Here is a 16,285-nt window from a genome sequence, read left to right on the forward strand (position 1 = left end):
GTTGCGGGAGCGGGATTTTACTGGGTTTCCGTGCCCGACAACAAGTCGGCCAGGGTGGCGGCCTGACGAACGGCCTGACGGGTGGTCACCAGCCGGTTGGCCTCGACGATGCTGCCCATCTCGTGCAGGGCCCGCTCGAAGTTGTCGTTGACCACCAGATAGTCGAACTCGGCGTAGTGGCTCATCTCCTCCCGGGCCCCGGCCAGGCGCTTCTCGATCACGTGGTCGTGGTCCGAGGCGCGGCCGCGCAGGCGCTGGGCCAGGGTCTTCAGGCACGGCGGCAGGATAAAGACGCTCACCGCCTCGGGCATCAGATGGCGGATCTGGGCGGCGCCCTGCCAGTCGATCTCCAGCACCACGTCCTCGCCGTCGCGCAGGGTGTCGGCCACCCAGTCGGCGCTGGTGCCGTACAGGTTGCCGAACACCTCGGCGTGCTCCAGGAAGCGGCCTTCCTCGATCATGCGCACGAAGTGCTCGCGGCTGGTGAAGTGGTAGTTCACCCCCTCCACCTCGCCCTCGCGGCGCGGGCGGGTGGTGTGCGACACGGAAATCCGCAGGCGCGGCAGTTTCTCCACCAGCGCCGCCACCAGCGAGGTCTTGCCGGCGCCGGAGGGGGCCGACACGATGTAGAGGTTGCCTTTGTCGGTCATGGGGGCGTCCTGTATTACGGAGGGCGCGGCCGTGCCGCGAAAACCGGCATTATAGGGACAAAGATCCGGCCCGTCATGGCCGCCGGCCCCAACTGTCAGGAGACATCCATGCAACCCAGCCCGGTCACCGCCACCGTGGATTTCGACCGCGACGGCGTGCAGCACGGCTTCCTCAAGCTGCCCCATTCCCACGACGATTCCGCCTGGGGCAGCCTGATGATCCCGATCACCGTGGCGCGCAACGGCGACGGCCCCACCGCCCTGCTCACCGGCGGCAACCACGGCGACGAATACGAGGGCATCACCGCCCTGCTGAAGCTGGCGGGCCGCCTGCGGGCCGGGGACATCACTGGCCGGGTGATCATCGTGCCGATGATGAACCACCCCGCCGTGCTCAACGGCACCCGCACCTCGCCCCTGGACCAGGGCAACCTGAACCGGGCCTTCCCGGGCAGCCCCACGGGCACCCTCACCGAGCGCATCGCCGACTACTTCACCCGCTACCTGGTGCCCCTGGCGGACCTGGTGCTGGACCTGCACTCCGGCGGCCGCACCCTGGACCTGCTGCCCTTCGCCGCCACCCACCGCCTGGACGATGCGGACCTGGCGCGCCGTTGCCTGGACGCCACCCTCGCTTTCGGCGCCCCCAATACCCTGTTGATGGCGGAACTGGAGGGCGACGCCCTGTTCGATACCGCGGTGGAAAGCCAGGGCAAGGTGTTCGTCAGCACCGAACTGCGCGGCGGCGGCACCACCACCCCGGCCAGCGTCGCCCTGGCCGAGCGCGGCGTGGACAACCTGCTGCGCCATGCCGGCATTCTGCCCGGTGCCCCGGCGCCGGCGAACACCCGCCGGCTGGAGATTCCGGACGCCGCCCATTACCTGCAGGCCGAGCACCGCGGGCTGCTGGAGTTCACCCTGGACCTCGGCGACCCGGTCCGCGCCGGCGACCTGATCGCCCGGGTCCACGACCTGGAGCGCACCGGCACCCCGCCGGCGGAATATCATGCTACCGTGGATGGCCTCCTGATCGGCCGCCGCCACCCCGCCCGGGTCACCCCGGGCGACACCTTCGCCGTGCTGGCGGTGCCCCTGGAGCCATGACAAGAACGACACAATCGGAGCGCTCGGGACCCATGTCTTTCCACGTTTACGAAGACCTCGGCCACGGCATCACCCGCATCGACACCGCCATGGTCCGCGAGGAACTGGCGGCCTGCTACCTGATGCGCGGCGGCGAGGACTACGCCATCATCGAGACCGGCACCCATCACACGGTGCCGATCATCCTGGACCTGCTGGAACGGCGCGGCATCGATCGCGGCCGGGTCCGTTACGTGATCCCCACCCATGTGCACCTGGACCACGCCGGTGGCGTGGGCGGGCTCATGGAGGCGCTGCCGGACGCCACCCTGCTGGTGCACCCGCGTGGCGCCCGGCACATGATCGACCCCTCGAAACTGGTGGCCGGGGCCACCGCCGTTTATGGCGAAGCCGCTTTCAGGAAGATGTACGGTGAGATCCTGCCGGTGCCGGAGGCGCGGGTACGCACCATGAACGACGGTGACGAAATCGACCTGGACGGCCGGCGCCTGGTGTTCCTGGACACCCCCGGCCACGCCAAACACCACTTCTGCGTGCACGACCCGGCCTCCGGCGGTGTGTTCACCGGCGACACCTTCGGGCTGTCCTACCCGCCGCTGACCACGGAGAAGGGCCCCTTCATCCTGCCCACCACCACCCCGGTGCAGTTCGACCCGCCGGCGCTGAAGGATTCCATCGCCCGCCTGCTGGCGCTCGAACCACGACGCATGTACCTCACCCACTATGGCCCGGTGGAGAACCCCCGGCCCCTGGGCGAACGCCTGCGCGGCATGGTGGACGACTACGTGGATCTGGCGGAGCGGGTGGCCGCCGACCACGGCGGCGAGGACCTGGAGCCGGCGCTGCGAACCGCCCTGCGCGACTATCTGTTCCGGCGCGCCCGGGAGCACGGCTGCGAGCAGGACGACGAGCGCTTGGATGCGATCCTGGGCATGGACGTGAAGCTCAACAGCCAGGGGCTGGCGGTGTGGCTGGAGGCGCGCAAGGCCGCCTGAAGGCATGGCCGGAACGGGCCGCCGTTCGGCGGCCCGCCCGGCATTAGCCGAAGTGCTCGGGCAGGAACAGCACCAGCTCCGGCACGCCCATCAGCAGCGCCAGCACCAGCACGTCCATGAGCAGGAACCAGAGCACGCCCTTGAAGATGGCGCCGGTACTGACCAGGTTCCCGACCACGCTTTTTATCACGAAGATGTTCATGCCGATGGGCGGCGTGACCATGCCGATCTCCAGCAACTTGGTGAGCACCACGCCGAACCAGATCAGGCTGAGCCCGACGCTGTCGACGATCGGCAGCACGATGGGCAGCGTCAGCAGCATGGCGCCGATGGGTTCCAGGAACATGCCCAGCAGCAGGTAGATCAGCACGATGATCATCAGGATGGCGAAGGTGCTGGCGCCGGCGTCGATGACCATGGACGACAGGTAATCGCCGGCCCCGGACAGGGACAGGAAGCGGGTCAGCAGACTGGCGCCCATGGCGATGATGAGAATGGTCCCGGTGGTGAGCAGGGTTTCCAGCACCGCGTCGCGCAGGCGCGCCCAGGTGAGGGTGCCCTTGCACAGCGCCACCACGCAGGCCAGGGACGCGCCCACGGCACCGGCCTCGGTGGGCGTGAACAGGCCGGCGAACAGGCCACCGAAAATGCCCACCATGATCATCACCACCGGCCAGACTTCCCACAGCGCCTTGAGCCGCTCCTCGGTGGAAATACGCTCCTCCGGGGCCGGCGCCAGCTCCGGGTTCAGCTTCACCCGGATGGTGACGACGATGATGTAACCCAGCACCGTGAGCAGGCCGGCGGTGATGCCGCCGAGAAACAGCTTGGTGATCGGCTCCTGGGCGATGATGCCGTACAGAATCATGATGATGGACGGCGGCAGCAGCGCCCCCACGGTGCCGGCGATGGCCACGGTGCTGGTGGCCAGCCCCGGGTTGTAGCGATGCTCGATCATCTCCGGCACCGCCACCCGGCCCATGGCCGCGGAGCACGCCACCGAGGAGCCGCACACCGCGGCGAACCCGGTGGTGCCGAAAATCGACGCCACCGCCAGCCCGCCGGGCACCCGGGACAGCCACAGCCTGGCCGCCCGGAACAGGCCCTGGGTGAGCTGCGCGTGGTAGCAGACATAGCCCAGCAGCAGGAACATGGGCACCGAGCTGAGCACCCAGTTGGCGGAAAACTGGTAGGGAATCAGGCCCAGGGAACCCCAGGCGATGCCCCAGCCCATCAGATACCAGAGGCCGCCGAAGGAAACGCCGATCAGCGCCAGCCCCACGGGCATGCGCAGGGCGATCAGTACGAACAGCACGGCGAGCCCGGACAGCCCGATCTGAACGTCACTCATGGCGATCTCCCGGTGAGGCCGGGTTATCCGCGTGCACGTCCTGGGCGACGGCCCGTTCCGCGTCGCTGAGCGTGAGCCCGCAACGGGCGCCGGTGAGATACACCAGGAACTTGTAGAGCAGCACCAGCACCATCAGGCCCAGCCCCAGGGGCAGCATGAAGTAGCCCGGCCAGGTGATGATGGTGGTGCCGCCCTCCACCAGGGACGCCTTCATTTCGTATTTGCCCACCGCTTCGGTCCAGGTCTTCACGGTCATGAAGGCGAGCACCACCGCGCATACCGGCAACAGCCAGTTCGCCAGATGGCGCTGAATCCGTCGCGGCAGACGTTCGGCCACCACTTCCACGGTAATGTGGGCGTCCAGTTTTTCCGCGTAGGCCAGCGGCACGAAGGTGGCGATGATCATGTAGTAGTTGGACACATAGGTGATGGTGCCGGGCAACGGCGCCGAGAACAGGTATCGCAATACCACGTCGGCGGTGATGTGCAGCATCATCAGAGCGATGGCCACGCCGCCCAGCAGCGTGGTGGCGCTCGTCAGGCCGGAAAGCCAACGGCCAAGCCGGTACATAGCAGTTCTCCTGAAAGGGCAGCGCGGCCTGTGGCGGCCTCAGCGGCCGGTCTCGAACCGGACGCTGGCGGTGGCCTCGGTGGTGGTGACGCCGTCCTGGTTGCGCAGGGTCAGGGCGAGCTCCGCCACCGGGCCGTCCAGCGCCGTGACCCGGCCTTCGGCGGTGAGCACGTCGCCGATATAGGCGGCCTGGCGGTTGCTGTAGCGGAACGCGGCGAGCACCCCGCGATCGTCCAGCCACTCCTCGACGATCTGGGTCAGCCAGTCTCCCTGAAGCGGACCGTCGATCAGCAGTTGCGGGTGCCCTTCCCGTTCGCGGGTGTAGGGAAGATCGTAGTGAATCCGGTGCGGATTCCAGATCGCCGCGTTGTAGAGAAAAAGCTGAACGGTATCCGCCTTGAAGTCGCGGCCGGGCAGCGTGTCGCCGGGCTGAATATTGAATTCGGACATGGTGCTCACCTCGCGATACGGGTCAGATATTCGGTCACCACCGGCTCGCCGGCGAGCGTCTCGAAGCGGTTCTCGAAGATCATGAAAATCAGCGGGCCGGAGCCGCCCTGTTTTTCGTACAGGTCGGCCAGTTTCTGCCGGCAGACCAGCACGTCACCGGCGCGGGCGGGCCGGTGCACGCGGTAGTCGCTGCCACCGGCCATGATGCGCTTTAGCGGCAGCTCCGGGATCAGCGGGCTGTCCGGTTGCCGGCCGTCCGGCAACAGCTCATCCAGGGGAATCACCGGCATCATGGCGCTGAACAGAAACAGCAGCGGCGCCTCGTCGCCGTCCAGATAACGGCGCTGGCGCTGGCCGGTGGCTACCGCGTACTTCTTGATGTCGCTGCGGGTGATCTCGAACTCGAAGGGCGCCACCTCGGTGCCGATCAGCGCGCGCAATTCATCGGTAAGAACCGTCATTATTTTCTCCTCTCGGAGAACCGGGCGCGGCGCGCCCGGTTCCGGTTTCAGAGCCCGTGTTTTTCCACGTCCACCTTGGAGAAAATCTCGTCCCAGTAGAGGTCGGCCAGGTCCTGTTCGGTTTCCACGTCCTGCACCAGGCCGGTCCATTTCTCCAGCAGCTTCCGGAAATCGGCGATCAGTTTGTCGCCGTTCTCCACGCCGTACCGGGAACGGTAGTCCTCGGCGATGTGCTGCATGTCGTCTTCAATGAACGCCCGGGTTTTCTCGATCAACGCCGGCTCGGCATGATGGATGCCCACGCCGCGTTCCTCGGCCTCGGCGAGAATGCGGTCTTCATGCTGGTGGTAGATCCACGGTACGCCGGCGGAAAACACGCTGGCCGCGCGCAGCATCACTTCGCGCTGTTCCGGGCTCAGGCTTTTCCAGGTGTCGGCGTTGATGTTGGTGCCGGCGATCGGCATGGGCCCGCCGGGCACGTCCATGTTGATGTCGGTGACCACGTCGGTAAGCCCGAAATTATGAATCTCCGGCGAAGCCAGCACGATGCAGGACACCACGCCCTGGCTGAGCGCCTCGAACATTTCGTTGGCGGACATGGTCACCGGGGACGCGCCCACGGATTCCGCCCAGCGGGACCAGTTGGAGGCGCCCACCCGCAGGCGCATGCCCTTCAGGTCCGCTTCGCTCTTGACCGGCTCGTTGCACACCAGGCCGTAGGAGGTGCCGCCGGTGCTGCCGGTGTACACCTGGTTCTGTTTCTTGAATTCCTGATTGCACTCGGGGCAGTGGAAGAAGGTGAATTCGGAAAGCGCGCCCATGAAGATCATGCCCTCGCGGCCGCGTGCCTTCTCGCCGAGCAGGCCCACCAGCATGGACGCTTCCACCGCCACGTTGCTGTGCGGGTACTCGGAGGGGAAGTACGAGGTCAGCACGAAACCGATGTCGGCCATGCCGTCGCGGACGCCGCCGGATGTTTCCGCGAAGTTGAGCAGGGACATGGGGAAAACGCGCACCTTGAGGTCGCCGTCGGAAAGCGTCTCGACCTCCTCGGCGTATTGCTTGGTCACGTCCACCACGAAGGAACTGGGCGGGTGGCCGATGGCGTAACGCAGGGTTCGCGCTTCCACCGCCGTGGTCAGGCCACTGAACAGGAGGGCGCCGGCGAGCACCGCGCCGGCCAGGGATTTGATACTCATAATGTCACCTTTGAATTGTTGTTTAATGGTCAGGGATCGGGATTCAAATCACGCCGCTCTCGCGCAGCCGGGCCAGTTCCTCCTCCGAGCGGCCCAGCCAGCCGGCATAGACGGTGTCGTTGGATTCGCCGCTGAGCGGCGCGTGGGCGCCATGCTCATTGGTGCCCGAGGACATCTTGATCGGGTTGCCGAACACTTCGAAACGGTGGCCCTGGTATTCCACCGGAATCACCATCTCGCGTTCGCGCACATGGGGATCGGCCACCACTTCGTCGATGGTCTTGATCGGGGAAAGCGGGAATCGGGAACCGGTCATCGCCTCCAGTTCCGCCTTGGTATGGCTGGCGCACCAGCGTTCCACCACCGGATGAACGCGCCGTTGGTAGACCTCGCTGTCGAAGCGCTTGGCCATGGTGTCGATCTCCGGGTCGGTGATCAGATCCTCGTCGCCGAACACCTGGCAGGCTTCGCGCCAGAACTTGTCGGTGTAGGCGCCGAAGAACACATAGCCGTCCTTGCAGGCGAAGCGGCCATAGGGCTTCACGAACGGATGGCCGTTGCCTTCCGGGATCGCCACCTTGCCGGTGGTGGTGTAGGTCACCAGGGCGTTTTCCGTCAGCGAAATAATGGAATCCTGCTGGGACACGTCCACGTGCTGGCCCTGGCCGTCGCGCTCCGCCTCGCGCAGCGCGCCCAGCGTGCCGATGGCGCCGTACAGACCGGCGCTGAGATCACCCAGCACCGTGCCCACGCGCATGGGTTCCTCCACGGTGCCGTTGATCGACCAGAGGCCACCGGAGGCCTGGGCGCTGCTGTCGAACGCCGGCCGCGGCGCGTTCGGGCCGCTCTGCCCGAAGCCGCTGATGCTGGTCATCACGATGGCCGGGTTGATCTCCTTGAGGGTCTGGTAACTCAGGCCCAGTTTGTCCATGGTTCCGGGGCGGAAATTCTCAATCACGATATGGGCCTTGCGGACCATGTCGAAGAAAAGCTCGCGGCCTTCCTTGGCCTTGAGGTCGAGGCTGATCGCCATCTTGTTTCTATTGTATTGAGCAAAGAAGCCGCTCACGGCTTCGTCATCTCCGCCGAGGGCCGGTGGAAATTCGCGAGTGAGATCCGGGTCCTTCGGATGCTCGATCTTGATAACGGTGGCGCCCATGTCGGCGAGCAACATGGCGCAATACGGGCCGGCGACCACGCGGGTCAGGTCGAGGATGATGACGCCTTTCAGAGCGCCCTTCGCCGCCGTCGGCATGCCTGTGGTTTCAGTCATTCGTCCTCCTGATTTGTTGTCGTATTGTCGCGCCGTGGCTCAGCCCGCCGCTTGCCGTGCCCGCCAGGCGCGGGCCACCCGGGACGCGGTTTCCCGGCCGAGTTGCCGGTCCGCGAAGTCGCCGGCGTGGATCACGCCTTCCAGATCGGCGCCGGTATCCAGGCCCATGCCTTCGAACAGATAGATCAAATCTTCCGTGGCCACGTTGCCGGTGGCCCCGGGGGAATACGGACAGCCGCCCAGCCCGGACACCGAGCTGTCGAAAACTCGGATGCCGCCTTCCAGGGCGGCCACGCAATTGGCCACGGCCATGCCCCAGGTGTCGTGAAAATGAGCGGCGAGCCGGGCCACCGGCATTGCCATGGCGCAGGCGGCGACCAGATCGCGTACCGCCGATGGCACGCCGGCGCCGATGGTGTCGCCCAGGCTTATTTCGTAGCATCCCATTTGGTACAGCCGGGACGCCGTGGCCACCACATCGGCCACCGGTATAGGTCCGTCATATGGACATCCGAGCACGCAAGACACATAGCCGCGCACCGCGATGCCCTTTTCCTTGGCCATCGCCATCACCGGCTCGAACCGGGCCAGGCTTTCCTCGATGGAGCAATTGATATTGCGCCGGTTGAAGGCCTCGGAGGCGGCGGTGAACACGGCCACCTCCTGGCAGCCGCTTTCGATGGCCATGGCCATGCCACGCTCATTGGGCACCAGCACGCTCAGCGTCAGGTCGTCCCCGGCCGGCAGGGCGGCCAGTACCGCGTCGGTGCCGGCCATTTGCGGCACCCAGCGGGGTGACACGAAGGCGCCCGCCTCGATGTGGCGCAGGCCGGCGGCGGCCAGCCGCCGGATCAGCTCCGCGCGGGCTTCGGGCGGCAGGGTACGGGCTTCGTTTTGCAGCCCGTCCCGAGCGCCGACCTCCACCAGGCGTACCGCCGTGGGGCTCATTGCTCGCGCAGTGCCTTGAGCAGGGCTTCGGCGCGGTCGGAGCGAACATCGTGGTCCTGCACCATTTGCCGCACCAGCTGATCCACCTCCGCGCCCCGGGCGCCGGCGGACAAGGCGATGTTGCGCGCGTGCAGCGCCATGTGGCCGCGCTGGATGCCCTCGGTGGCCAGCGCCCGCAACGCGCCCAGGTTCTGTGCCAAGCCCACGGCCACGGCGATCTCGGCCAGCTCCTGGGAGGTCTTCACGCCGAGAATCTTCAACGCCAGCCGCGCCAGCGGATGGGTCTTGGTGGCGCCGCCCACCAGGCCCACCGGCATGGGCATCTCGATGGTGCCCACCAGATGGCCCTCGCGGTCTTTTTCCCAGGTGGTCAAGGAGCCGTAATGGCCGTCGCGGCACGCGTAGGCGTGGGCGCCGGCTTCCACCGCGCGCCAGTCGTTGCCGGTGGCCACGATCAGCGGGTCGATGCCGTTCATGATGCCCTTGTTGTGCGTCGCCGCCCGGTACGGGTCGATGGCCGCGAACGTATAGGCGTCGATGATATGGTCGATGACGTCGGTGCCACTAAACGCATCTGTTTCAAAGTGTTCGGGGGCGACGCGCACCTGGGCACGCGCCAGCCGCAGGTCCGCCAGGTTGGACAGAATGCGCAGCCGCACCGTGCCGCCGGTGATTTCCTCGATCAGCGGTGCCACCGCCTCGGCCATGGTGTTGACCGTGTTGGCGCCCATGGCGTCGCGCACGTCCACCACCAGGTGGGCCACCACCATGGGCCCCCGCGGGCTGTCCAGGAAGGTGTGTACTTCCAGATCCCGGCAGCCGCCGCCCAGCTTGTTGAGCAGCTGGTCCTTGGTGTTGGCCAGCTCGATCAGGCGCGCCTTGTTGCGCAGCAGGCTGAGGCGGGCATTGGCCGGATCGGCCAGGCCGACGATCTGGATCTGCGCGCGCATCAGCGGCGCGCTGCTGGAGGTCAGGAAGCCGCCGGCGGGTCGCGCCAGCTTCGCCATGAACGACGCGGCGGCCACCACGGACGGCTCCTCCACGGCCATGGGAATCAGCACGTCGCGGCCGTTGACCATGAAGTTGCCGGCCAGACCCAGCGGCAGCTCGAACTTGCCGAGCACGTTCTCGATCATGCCGTCGGCGATGTCGATGGGCAGGGCGCCGCTGTCGCGGAGCAGGGCGGTGTCTTCCTCGGCCAGTCCGAGATGCCGGGACACGAAGTCGACGCGTTCCGACGGTGAAAGGTTACGAAAACCGGGGAGCTGGGAACTGGAACTCACTGAATACCCCTTTTCTGGGACCGATTGTTGTTAGAGGCGCGTGTCGCCGCGCCGGCATTTGCTCTAACATATCGGCGCCTGTACCCATGAAAAAGGTACAGTTAGGGCAAACAGTGGGAGCCAACCGTGACCATCCCGATGCAGCGTCAAACCCGGGCCCAGCGAATCGCTTCCGACATCGCGGGACAGATCGCCGACGGCATACTGCGCCGGGGCGACAAGCTGCCCTCGCTGCGCGAATACATGCGGCTGCACGGCTACTCGAAGAACACCGTGATCACCGCCTACGAATACCTGGCGGCGGAAGGCCTGGTGGAAGCGCGTCACGGCCGTGGTTTCTTCGTGCGGGAAGCGCCCCAACGCCCGGACGACGACACCCAGACCCCGCCCTACGCCCGCGCCCTGGACACCATCTGGATGATGCGCCAGCAACTGGTGCGCGAGCCGGGCCACTCCCACCTGGGCGAAGGCTTCCCGCCGGTGGACTGGCTCATGGACATGCGCCTGGACAAGTTTCACCGCCAGGTGGTGCGCGGCGGCGTCACCACCCTGTTCCGCTACGGCAACCGCTTCGGCAACGCCAGCCTGCGCGAGCAACTGACCAAGAAAATCGCCAGCTACGGCATCAATGCCCTGCCCCAGCAAATCCTCACCACCTTCGGCGCCAACCACGCCATGGACCTCATCCTGCGCCGCTTCACGCGGCCCGGCGACGCGGTGCTGGTGGAAAACCCCGGCTATTACCCCCTGTTCGGCAAGCTGCAGCTCAACGGCGCGCGCATGCTCTCCGTGCCCCGCGAAGTGGACGGCCCCAACCTGGAGGCACTGGAACGCCTGCTGCTCCGCGAACGGCCCGCCCTGTTCTTCATGCAGTCCGTGGGCCACAACCCCACCGGCACCGACCTCTGCGAACACAAAGCGCGCCGCATCCTGGCCCTGGCGGAACGCCACGACCTGATCGTCGTCGAAAACGACGCCATGGCGGACTTCAAACTCAACTCCGCCACCAAGCTCTCCGCCCTCGACCAACTCGGCCGCACCCTCTACCTGGGCAGCTTCTCCAAGCCCATCTCCGCCGCCCTGCGGGTCGGCTTCATCGCCGGCGGCGACGCCCTCATCTCGGAACTGGCGGACATCAAGATGCTCATGCACATTGGCGGTGCCGAATACGCGGAACGCACCGTGGACGTGATCCTGAGAGAGGGCAATTACCTGCGCCACCTGTCCCGGCTCCAGCAACGGCTCCGCGACGCCACCGCCCGAGGCCTCCAGGTGCTCGATGAACTGGGCGCGGACGTCTTCTGCCGTCCGGAACAAAGCCTCTACCTATGGGCCCGCTTCCCCGGCATCGAGGACGCCAACGAACTCACCCGCCGCTGCCTGCAACGGGGCGTGATGCTCGCCCCCGGCTCGATCTTCTCCGCCACCCGCGACCCGGTGGTGCCCTGGACCCGCCTTAACGTCGCCTACCTGGACGATCCCGCCTTCCGCGCCAGCCTGCAAGGCTGAGTTGACCCGGCGAAGGGGAGACAAGGATATACAAATGATGCGCCTGGTTATCCGTTCCCAAGCATGTACGCACGAAGCTGCCGCTCCTCCCGCATGACGTGGAGGACGAAAATCCTGTGCTCATCCTCCCGATAAAAAATGCGGCAGGGTGGAGCGACTACCTCCCTGTAAACTGAATTGGGGAGCTCTGGCGGAATCCGTCCGGATCGGGGAAACCCCTCCAGGCGCTCGGTCTTATCAAGAACTTCCTGGACAAGGCGACTTGCGGCAACAGGATTATCCAAGGCAATGTACTCAGCAATGGCATCCAGTTCTTGAAGAGCGGGCTCCGTCCAGATTACTTCAGCCATTTACTCATTTTCTCCCTGGCTTCACTTTGACTGCACGTTCTTCCCTCAAGTACAGCCCGCTCTCCCCGTGAGAGCCCGTCAAGAAGCTCAAGCCGACGCTGCATGAACTCGTAGTCCTGCACATCGACAAGGTAAGCGGATGGCTGACCATGTTCCGTGATCAGGACCGGTTCCTTGGACGCGTGGAGGTCGGCGAGGATCTTTGTGGCCTGGCGCTTGAGGTTTGTAACAAGCTCAACTTTCATGACGATCACTCTTAATCGGACGAATAGTGACACTATAGTGTCACTATTCGAGTGAGGCAATCCCGCCCAATTTCCTCCGGAGTCAGGAAAGGCACTGCCCACCAATCTGCCCACCTTTTTGGTGGGCACTGGCGGATTTGGTCGGACTAAAGCGGGGGCGGGAAGCGGGGAATATATCTGGATATCAATGCGTTAGGGGCTCGCCGGTCTTCCGTGGTGGTCACTCGATATTCTGGATCTGCTCGCGCATCTGCTCGATCAGCACCTTGAGCTCCACGGCGGCGGCGGTGGTGTCCGCGTCCACGGACTTGGAGGCCAGGGTGTTGGCTTCCCGGTTCAGTTCCTGCATCAGGAAATCCAGGCGGCGGCCGATGAGGCCGCCCTTGCGGACCACGCGGCGCACTTCGGCGACGTGGGTCACCAGGCGATCCAGTTCCTCGTCCACGTCCATTTTCTGGGCGGCGAGCACCAGTTCCTGTTCCAGGCGGTCCGGGTCCGGGCTGTCGGTGGCTTCCTCGACCCGTTGCTTGAGCCGTTGGCGCAGGGCGCCGCGGATGCCGGGCAAGGCCTGGCGGACCCGTTCCACTTCGTGCTCGACCCGGTCGAGGCGGTCGTGGATCAGTTTGGCGAGCTGTTCGCCTTCCCGGTCGCGGGTGGCGATGAGGGCGTCCAGGGCTTCGTCCAGCAATTCCAGGGCGGCGGTTTCCAGGGCGTCGTTGTCGATCTGGCGGGCGCTGAGCACGCCGGGGAACTGGAGGATTTCCAGGGGGTTCACCTGGCCGGCGTGGAGCACCAGGTCGCCGACCCGGCGGGCGGCTTCGGAGAGGCGCTTGACCAGGTCCTCGTTGAGCTCCAGCTCGGCGTCGGTGTCGTCGGGCTGGTAGCGCAGGGTGATGTCCACCTTGCCCCGGCCCAGGCGCTGGCGGCAGCGTTCGCGGAGGGCGTTCTCCAGGCCGCGCAGGGCGTCGGGGAGGCGCGGCATGAGTTCCAGGTAGCGGTGGTTCACCGAGCGGAGTTCCCAGGCCAGGTCGGCGCCCTGCAGGCGGCGGTCGGCGCGGGCGAAGGCGGTCATGCTACGGATCATGGGCGTCCCCGTGGGGTGGCGAGTGGAGGGGCAGTGTAACGGTTCACGGCGCCGTTGACATTGACCGGGCACGGGGCCGGGGCGCTGGCGGAGGGGTGCCTCGCACTGGGTGCCGGGGGTTCGTTACAATGGGTCGCCTTCCACGTCCCATCAAGGAGTTTTCATGCGCCCTTCCGGCCGACAGCCCGACCAGATGCGCGAGGTTTCCTTCGTGCGCGATTTCACCATGCATGCCGAGGGTTCGGTGCTGGTGTCCTTCGGTAACACCAAGGTGCTGTGCACCGCGTCCGTGGAGGACGGCGTGCCGCGCTTCCTGAAGGGCAAGGGGCAGGGCTGGATCACCGCCGAATACGGCATGCTGCCGCGCTCCACCCACACCCGGTCCGGCCGCGAGGCGGCCCGTGGCAAGCAGGGTGGCCGCACCCTGGAGATCCAGCGCCTGATCGGCCGCTCCCTGCGGGCGGCGGTGGATCTGAAGAAGCTGGGCGAGAATACCATCTATCTGGATTGCGACGTTCTGCAGGCCGATGGCGGTACCCGCACGGCGGCGATTTCCGGGGCCTGCGTGGCGCTGGTGGACGCCTTCACCAAGCTGCTGGAGCGCAAGCGCATCAAGGAAGACCCGCTCAACGGTTTGATCGCTTCGGTGTCGGTGGGCCTGTACAAGGGTGAGCCGGTTCTGGACCTGGATTATGACGAAGATTCGAACGCCGACACGGACATGAACGTGGTGATGACGCAACATGGCGGCTTCGTGGAGATTCAGGGCACCGCCGAGGGCGACGAGCCGTTCACCCGCCAGCAGTCCGATACGTTGCTGGGTCTGGCGGAGAAAGGCATCGGCGAGATCGTTCGTGAACAGCAGGCGGTGTTGGGCTGGTAGCCCCGGGGGAACGCATGAAGAACTACAAAAAGCACTTTCTGCGCTTCGCCGAGGAGCGCCAGGCGCTGAAGTTCGGTGAGTTCACGCTCAAGTCCGGGCGCATCAGCCCCTATTTCTTCAATGCCGGCACCTTCTATACCGGCGAGGCGCTGGCCCGGCTGGGGCGTCACTACGCGGACGCCATCGTTCAGTCGGGCATCGAGTTCGACATGCTGTTCGGGCCGGCCTACAAGGGCATCCCGCTGGTGGCGGCGGTGTCCGTGGCCCTGGCCGAGCACCATGGCCGTGATTTGCCCTGGGCCTTCAACCGCAAGGAGGCCAAGGACCACGGCGAGGGCGGCTGGCTGGTGGGCGCGCCCCTGCAGGGCCGGGCCCTGGTGATCGACGACGTGATCACCGCCGGCACCGCGATTCGCGAGGTGGCGGCCCTGTTCGAGAAGACCGAGGCCAGCATCGCCGGCGTGTTCGTGGCGGTGGACCGCCAGGAGCGCGGTCAGGCGGCGACGTCCGCGGACGGCAAGCCGCTGTCGGCGATCCAGGAGGTGGAGCAGAGCCTGGGCGTGCCGGTGCGCAGCATCGTCAGCATGGGCGACATCATCACCTGGCTGGAGGAACAGCCGGAGCGGGAGGCGGACCGCGCCGCCATGCAGAGCTATCGGGAACAGTACGGAGTGGACGACGAGTGAGAGGTTTCTGGGTCGGATTGCTGTTGTTGCCGGTTCTGGCGATGGCCGCGCCGGCCCGGGATAATGATGGCGCTGGGGAGGTGATGTACCGCTACACTACCCCGGACGGCAATCTGGCGCTCAGCGCCACGCTCACCCAGCAAGCGATCCATTCCGGCTATCAGGTGCTGGATCACAAGGGCCAGGTGCTCAAGGAAGTGGCCCCGGCGCCGCCGGAGGCGCAGGCGCGCCTGCGCCGGGAGATGGAGGCGAAGCGGCGCGCCGAGCAACAGGCCGCCCGGGACGAGGAGCTCAAGCGTTTGTACGCCGGGCCGGAGGACGCGGAGCGGGCCCGAGAGCGTCAGGTGGACGCGCTGGAGCTGAAGATCGGCTACGCCCGCAACACCCTGGGCCAGCTTGAGGACAAGCGCGACGCCGAGGTCAGTGACGCCGCGAGGGCGGAGCGCGCCGGCCGGGCGGTGCCCGAGGGCACCCGCGAAGCGATTCGCCGCTACAACCGGCGCATGGAGGACACCCGCGCCGAGATCGAGGCCTACCAGCGCGACATCGAGGCGGTGCGCAAGCAGTACGAGCCGATCATCGAGCGGCTGCGGCAGCTGGAAGCCGGCACCCCGTAAGGGGGTTAATCGCGGAACACGGTGGGTGCCAGCAGCGCCCACTGCTCCGGCCAGTCCTGGGCGGGGCGAATCTTGAACCCGGACCGCACGAACTGGGCGATGCGCCCTTCCACCACGGCCAGCAGCAGGTTGGCGGTGATAGTGGGGGTTGCCCGGGTGCGCTTGCCTTCCTTGAATTCGGCGTCCCGCACCACCTGCTTGAGCTGGCTTTCCACGCGGTCATAGAACTGCAGGATGCGCTTGCGCAGGCGCTCGTTCTCGCCGGTCAGGGCGTCGCCGGTGAGCAGCCGGGTGATGCCGGGGTTGCGCTCGGTGAACGCCAGAATCAGCGTCAGGATCTGCTCCACCTGGGTCAGGGCATCGCCCTCGGCGGTGATCCGATTGATGCGCGAGAAGATCGCCTCCTCGATGAAGTCGATCAGCCCCTCGAACATCTTCGCCTTGCTGGGAAAATGCCGGTAGAGGGCGGCTTCCGAGACACCCACCTCCCGGGCCAGGCCGGCGGTGGTGATGCGCCCCCCGGGCTCCGCCTCCAGCATGTGCGCCAGTGACTGCAGGATCTGATCCTTTCTGGATGGTTTCTGTTCTGTCATTCGGTGGTTCCCTTATTCCCCCGGGCGGGGACG

General features: G+C 66.2%; 19 protein-coding genes. 6 read left to right on the forward strand and 13 right to left on the reverse strand.

The window, feature by feature from the left end; all coding sequences use genetic code 11:
• Positions 1-17: 17 nt before the first annotated feature.
• Complete coding sequence (gmk, locus tag HMJ39_RS16875) at positions 18-650, reverse strand: guanylate kinase (protein ID WP_161382606.1); 633 nt, start codon at positions 648-650, stop codon at positions 18-20.
• 108 nt (positions 651-758) lie between these two features.
• Between gmk and doeB the strand changes: the two genes are divergently transcribed.
• Positions 759-1,754, forward strand: coding sequence for a N(2)-acetyl-L-2,4-diaminobutanoate deacetylase DoeB (gene doeB / locus HMJ39_RS16880; RefSeq protein WP_194298195.1), 996 nt, complete (start codon positions 759-761; stop codon positions 1,752-1,754).
• A 32-nt stretch (positions 1,755-1,786) separates the two neighbouring features.
• Positions 1,787-2,749: an MBL fold metallo-hydrolase gene (locus HMJ39_RS16885; protein WP_194298196.1), complete on the forward strand. Its 963-nt coding sequence runs from the start codon at positions 1,787-1,789 to the stop codon at positions 2,747-2,749.
• Positions 2,750-2,792: 43 nt separating this feature from the next.
• Here HMJ39_RS16885 and HMJ39_RS16890 read toward each other — a convergent pair whose 3' ends face one another.
• Genes HMJ39_RS16890 through HMJ39_RS16925 form a run of 8 tightly spaced genes read right to left on the reverse strand, consistent with a single transcriptional unit; the run spans position 2,793 to position 10,285 of the window.
• Positions 2,793-4,100, reverse strand: coding sequence for a TRAP transporter large permease (locus tag HMJ39_RS16890; protein WP_161382603.1), 1,308 nt, complete (start codon positions 4,098-4,100; stop codon positions 2,793-2,795).
• On the reverse strand, positions 4,093-4,671 hold the full coding sequence (locus HMJ39_RS16895) for a TRAP transporter small permease (protein ID WP_194298197.1): 579 nt from the start codon (positions 4,669-4,671) through the stop codon (positions 4,093-4,095). The genes HMJ39_RS16890 and HMJ39_RS16895 overlap by 8 nt, the downstream gene beginning before the upstream one ends.
• 39 nt (positions 4,672-4,710) lie before the next feature.
• Positions 4,711-5,121: a hotdog family protein gene (locus HMJ39_RS16900; protein WP_194298198.1), complete on the reverse strand. Its 411-nt coding sequence runs from the start codon at positions 5,119-5,121 to the stop codon at positions 4,711-4,713.
• A gap of 5 nt (positions 5,122-5,126) precedes the next feature.
• On the reverse strand, positions 5,127-5,582 hold the full coding sequence (locus tag HMJ39_RS16905; protein WP_194298199.1) for an FAS1-like dehydratase domain-containing protein: 456 nt from the start codon (positions 5,580-5,582) through the stop codon (positions 5,127-5,129).
• 47 nt (positions 5,583-5,629) lie between these two features.
• The gene (locus HMJ39_RS16910; RefSeq protein WP_194298200.1) at positions 5,630-6,781 is read right to left on the reverse strand and encodes a C4-dicarboxylate TRAP transporter substrate-binding protein; all 1,152 of its coding nucleotides are present in this window, start codon (positions 6,779-6,781) and stop codon (positions 5,630-5,632) included.
• Between the two features lie 43 nt (positions 6,782-6,824).
• Positions 6,825-8,054 carry a CaiB/BaiF CoA transferase family protein gene (locus HMJ39_RS16915; protein WP_161382598.1) on the reverse strand — a complete coding sequence of 410 codons (1,230 nt, stop codon included), beginning with the start codon at positions 8,052-8,054 and terminating at the stop codon, positions 6,825-6,827.
• Positions 8,055-8,093: 39 nt separating this feature from the next.
• Complete coding sequence (locus HMJ39_RS16920; protein WP_194298201.1) at positions 8,094-9,002, reverse strand: hydroxymethylglutaryl-CoA lyase; 909 nt, start codon at positions 9,000-9,002, stop codon at positions 8,094-8,096.
• Positions 8,999-10,285: a hydroxymethylglutaryl-CoA reductase, degradative gene (locus tag HMJ39_RS16925; RefSeq protein ID WP_194298202.1), complete on the reverse strand. Its 1,287-nt coding sequence runs from the start codon at positions 10,283-10,285 to the stop codon at positions 8,999-9,001. Before HMJ39_RS16925 ends, HMJ39_RS16920 begins: the two co-directional genes overlap by 4 nt.
• A gap of 126 nt (positions 10,286-10,411) precedes the next feature.
• Between HMJ39_RS16925 and HMJ39_RS16930 the strand changes: the two genes are divergently transcribed.
• Entirely contained in the window at positions 10,412-11,794 is a 1,383-nt protein-coding gene (locus HMJ39_RS16930; RefSeq protein ID WP_323370928.1) for an aminotransferase-like domain-containing protein, read from the forward strand.
• Between the two features lie 47 nt (positions 11,795-11,841).
• Here HMJ39_RS16930 and HMJ39_RS16935 read toward each other — a convergent pair whose 3' ends face one another.
• The 3 genes from HMJ39_RS16935 to HMJ39_RS16945 all read right to left on the reverse strand — a co-directional run bounded on the left by HMJ39_RS16935 (position 11,842) and on the right by HMJ39_RS16945 (position 13,473).
• Positions 11,842-12,144, reverse strand: a complete 303-nt coding sequence (locus tag HMJ39_RS16935) for a type II toxin-antitoxin system RelE/ParE family toxin (RefSeq protein ID WP_161382595.1) — start codon at positions 12,142-12,144, stop codon at positions 11,842-11,844.
• Positions 12,132-12,389, reverse strand: coding sequence for a type II toxin-antitoxin system Phd/YefM family antitoxin (locus HMJ39_RS16940; RefSeq protein WP_161382594.1), 258 nt, complete (start codon positions 12,387-12,389; stop codon positions 12,132-12,134). The genes HMJ39_RS16935 and HMJ39_RS16940 overlap by 13 nt, the downstream gene beginning before the upstream one ends.
• A gap of 220 nt (positions 12,390-12,609) precedes the next feature.
• The gene (locus HMJ39_RS16945; protein WP_161382579.1) at positions 12,610-13,473 is read right to left on the reverse strand and encodes a YicC/YloC family endoribonuclease; all 864 of its coding nucleotides are present in this window, start codon (positions 13,471-13,473) and stop codon (positions 12,610-12,612) included.
• Positions 13,474-13,636: 163 nt separating this feature from the next.
• Between HMJ39_RS16945 and rph the strand changes: the two genes are divergently transcribed.
• From rph to HMJ39_RS16960, 3 genes are read left to right on the forward strand one after another with little or no spacing between them, the layout of a single operon-like run.
• Positions 13,637-14,356 (forward strand): ribonuclease PH, encoded by a 720-nt coding sequence (gene rph, locus HMJ39_RS16950; RefSeq protein WP_161382578.1) that lies wholly within the window; start codon positions 13,637-13,639, stop codon positions 14,354-14,356.
• A gap of 14 nt (positions 14,357-14,370) precedes the next feature.
• Positions 14,371-15,042, forward strand: a complete 672-nt coding sequence (gene pyrE, locus HMJ39_RS16955) for an orotate phosphoribosyltransferase (RefSeq protein WP_161382577.1) — start codon at positions 14,371-14,373, stop codon at positions 15,040-15,042.
• Entirely contained in the window at positions 15,039-15,659 is a 621-nt protein-coding gene (locus HMJ39_RS16960) for a hypothetical protein (protein ID WP_194298203.1), read from the forward strand. Before pyrE ends, HMJ39_RS16960 begins: the two co-directional genes overlap by 4 nt.
• 5 nt (positions 15,660-15,664) lie before the next feature.
• On the opposite strand, the gene slmA is transcribed toward HMJ39_RS16960, so the two are convergent.
• Positions 15,665-16,252, reverse strand: coding sequence for a nucleoid occlusion factor SlmA (gene slmA, locus HMJ39_RS16965; RefSeq protein ID WP_194298204.1), 588 nt, complete (start codon positions 16,250-16,252; stop codon positions 15,665-15,667).
• Positions 16,253-16,285: the final 33 nt, after the last annotated feature.

The organism is Alloalcanivorax profundimaris (genome assembly GCF_015265435.1).
Lineage (GTDB): Bacteria > Pseudomonadota > Gammaproteobacteria > Pseudomonadales > Alcanivoracaceae > Alloalcanivorax > Alloalcanivorax profundimaris.

What these genes read in the sequence shown, in the direction of transcription:
- gmk (WP_161382606.1), bottom strand. Translation starts at nt 650, where the DNA reads ATGACCGACAAAGGCAACCTCTACATCGTGTCGGCCCCCTCCGGCGCC.
- doeB (WP_194298195.1), top strand. Translation starts at nt 759, where the DNA reads ATGCAACCCAGCCCGGTCACCGCCACCGTGGATTTCGACCGCGACGGC.
- HMJ39_RS16885 (WP_194298196.1), top strand. Translation starts at nt 1,787, where the DNA reads ATGTCTTTCCACGTTTACGAAGACCTCGGCCACGGCATCACCCGCATC.
- HMJ39_RS16890 (WP_161382603.1), bottom strand. Translation starts at nt 4,100, where the DNA reads ATGAGTGACGTTCAGATCGGGCTGTCCGGGCTCGCCGTGCTGTTCGTA.
- HMJ39_RS16895 (WP_194298197.1), bottom strand. Translation starts at nt 4,671, where the DNA reads ATGTACCGGCTTGGCCGTTGGCTTTCCGGCCTGACGAGCGCCACCACG.
- HMJ39_RS16900 (WP_194298198.1), bottom strand. Translation starts at nt 5,121, where the DNA reads ATGTCCGAATTCAATATTCAGCCCGGCGACACGCTGCCCGGCCGCGAC.
- HMJ39_RS16905 (WP_194298199.1), bottom strand. Translation starts at nt 5,582, where the DNA reads ATGACGGTTCTTACCGATGAATTGCGCGCGCTGATCGGCACCGAGGTG.
- HMJ39_RS16910 (WP_194298200.1), bottom strand. Translation starts at nt 6,781, where the DNA reads ATGAGTATCAAATCCCTGGCCGGCGCGGTGCTCGCCGGCGCCCTCCTG.
- HMJ39_RS16915 (WP_161382598.1), bottom strand. Translation starts at nt 8,054, where the DNA reads ATGACTGAAACCACAGGCATGCCGACGGCGGCGAAGGGCGCTCTGAAA.
- HMJ39_RS16920 (WP_194298201.1), bottom strand. Translation starts at nt 9,002, where the DNA reads ATGAGCCCCACGGCGGTACGCCTGGTGGAGGTCGGCGCTCGGGACGGG.
- HMJ39_RS16935 (WP_161382595.1), bottom strand. Translation starts at nt 12,144, where the DNA reads ATGGCTGAAGTAATCTGGACGGAGCCCGCTCTTCAAGAACTGGATGCC.
- HMJ39_RS16940 (WP_161382594.1), bottom strand. Translation starts at nt 12,389, where the DNA reads ATGAAAGTTGAGCTTGTTACAAACCTCAAGCGCCAGGCCACAAAGATC.
- HMJ39_RS16945 (WP_161382579.1), bottom strand. Translation starts at nt 13,473, where the DNA reads ATGATCCGTAGCATGACCGCCTTCGCCCGCGCCGACCGCCGCCTGCAG.
- rph (WP_161382578.1), top strand. Translation starts at nt 13,637, where the DNA reads ATGCGCCCTTCCGGCCGACAGCCCGACCAGATGCGCGAGGTTTCCTTC.
- pyrE (WP_161382577.1), top strand. Translation starts at nt 14,371, where the DNA reads ATGAAGAACTACAAAAAGCACTTTCTGCGCTTCGCCGAGGAGCGCCAG.
- slmA (WP_194298204.1), bottom strand. Translation starts at nt 16,252, where the DNA reads ATGACAGAACAGAAACCATCCAGAAAGGATCAGATCCTGCAGTCACTG.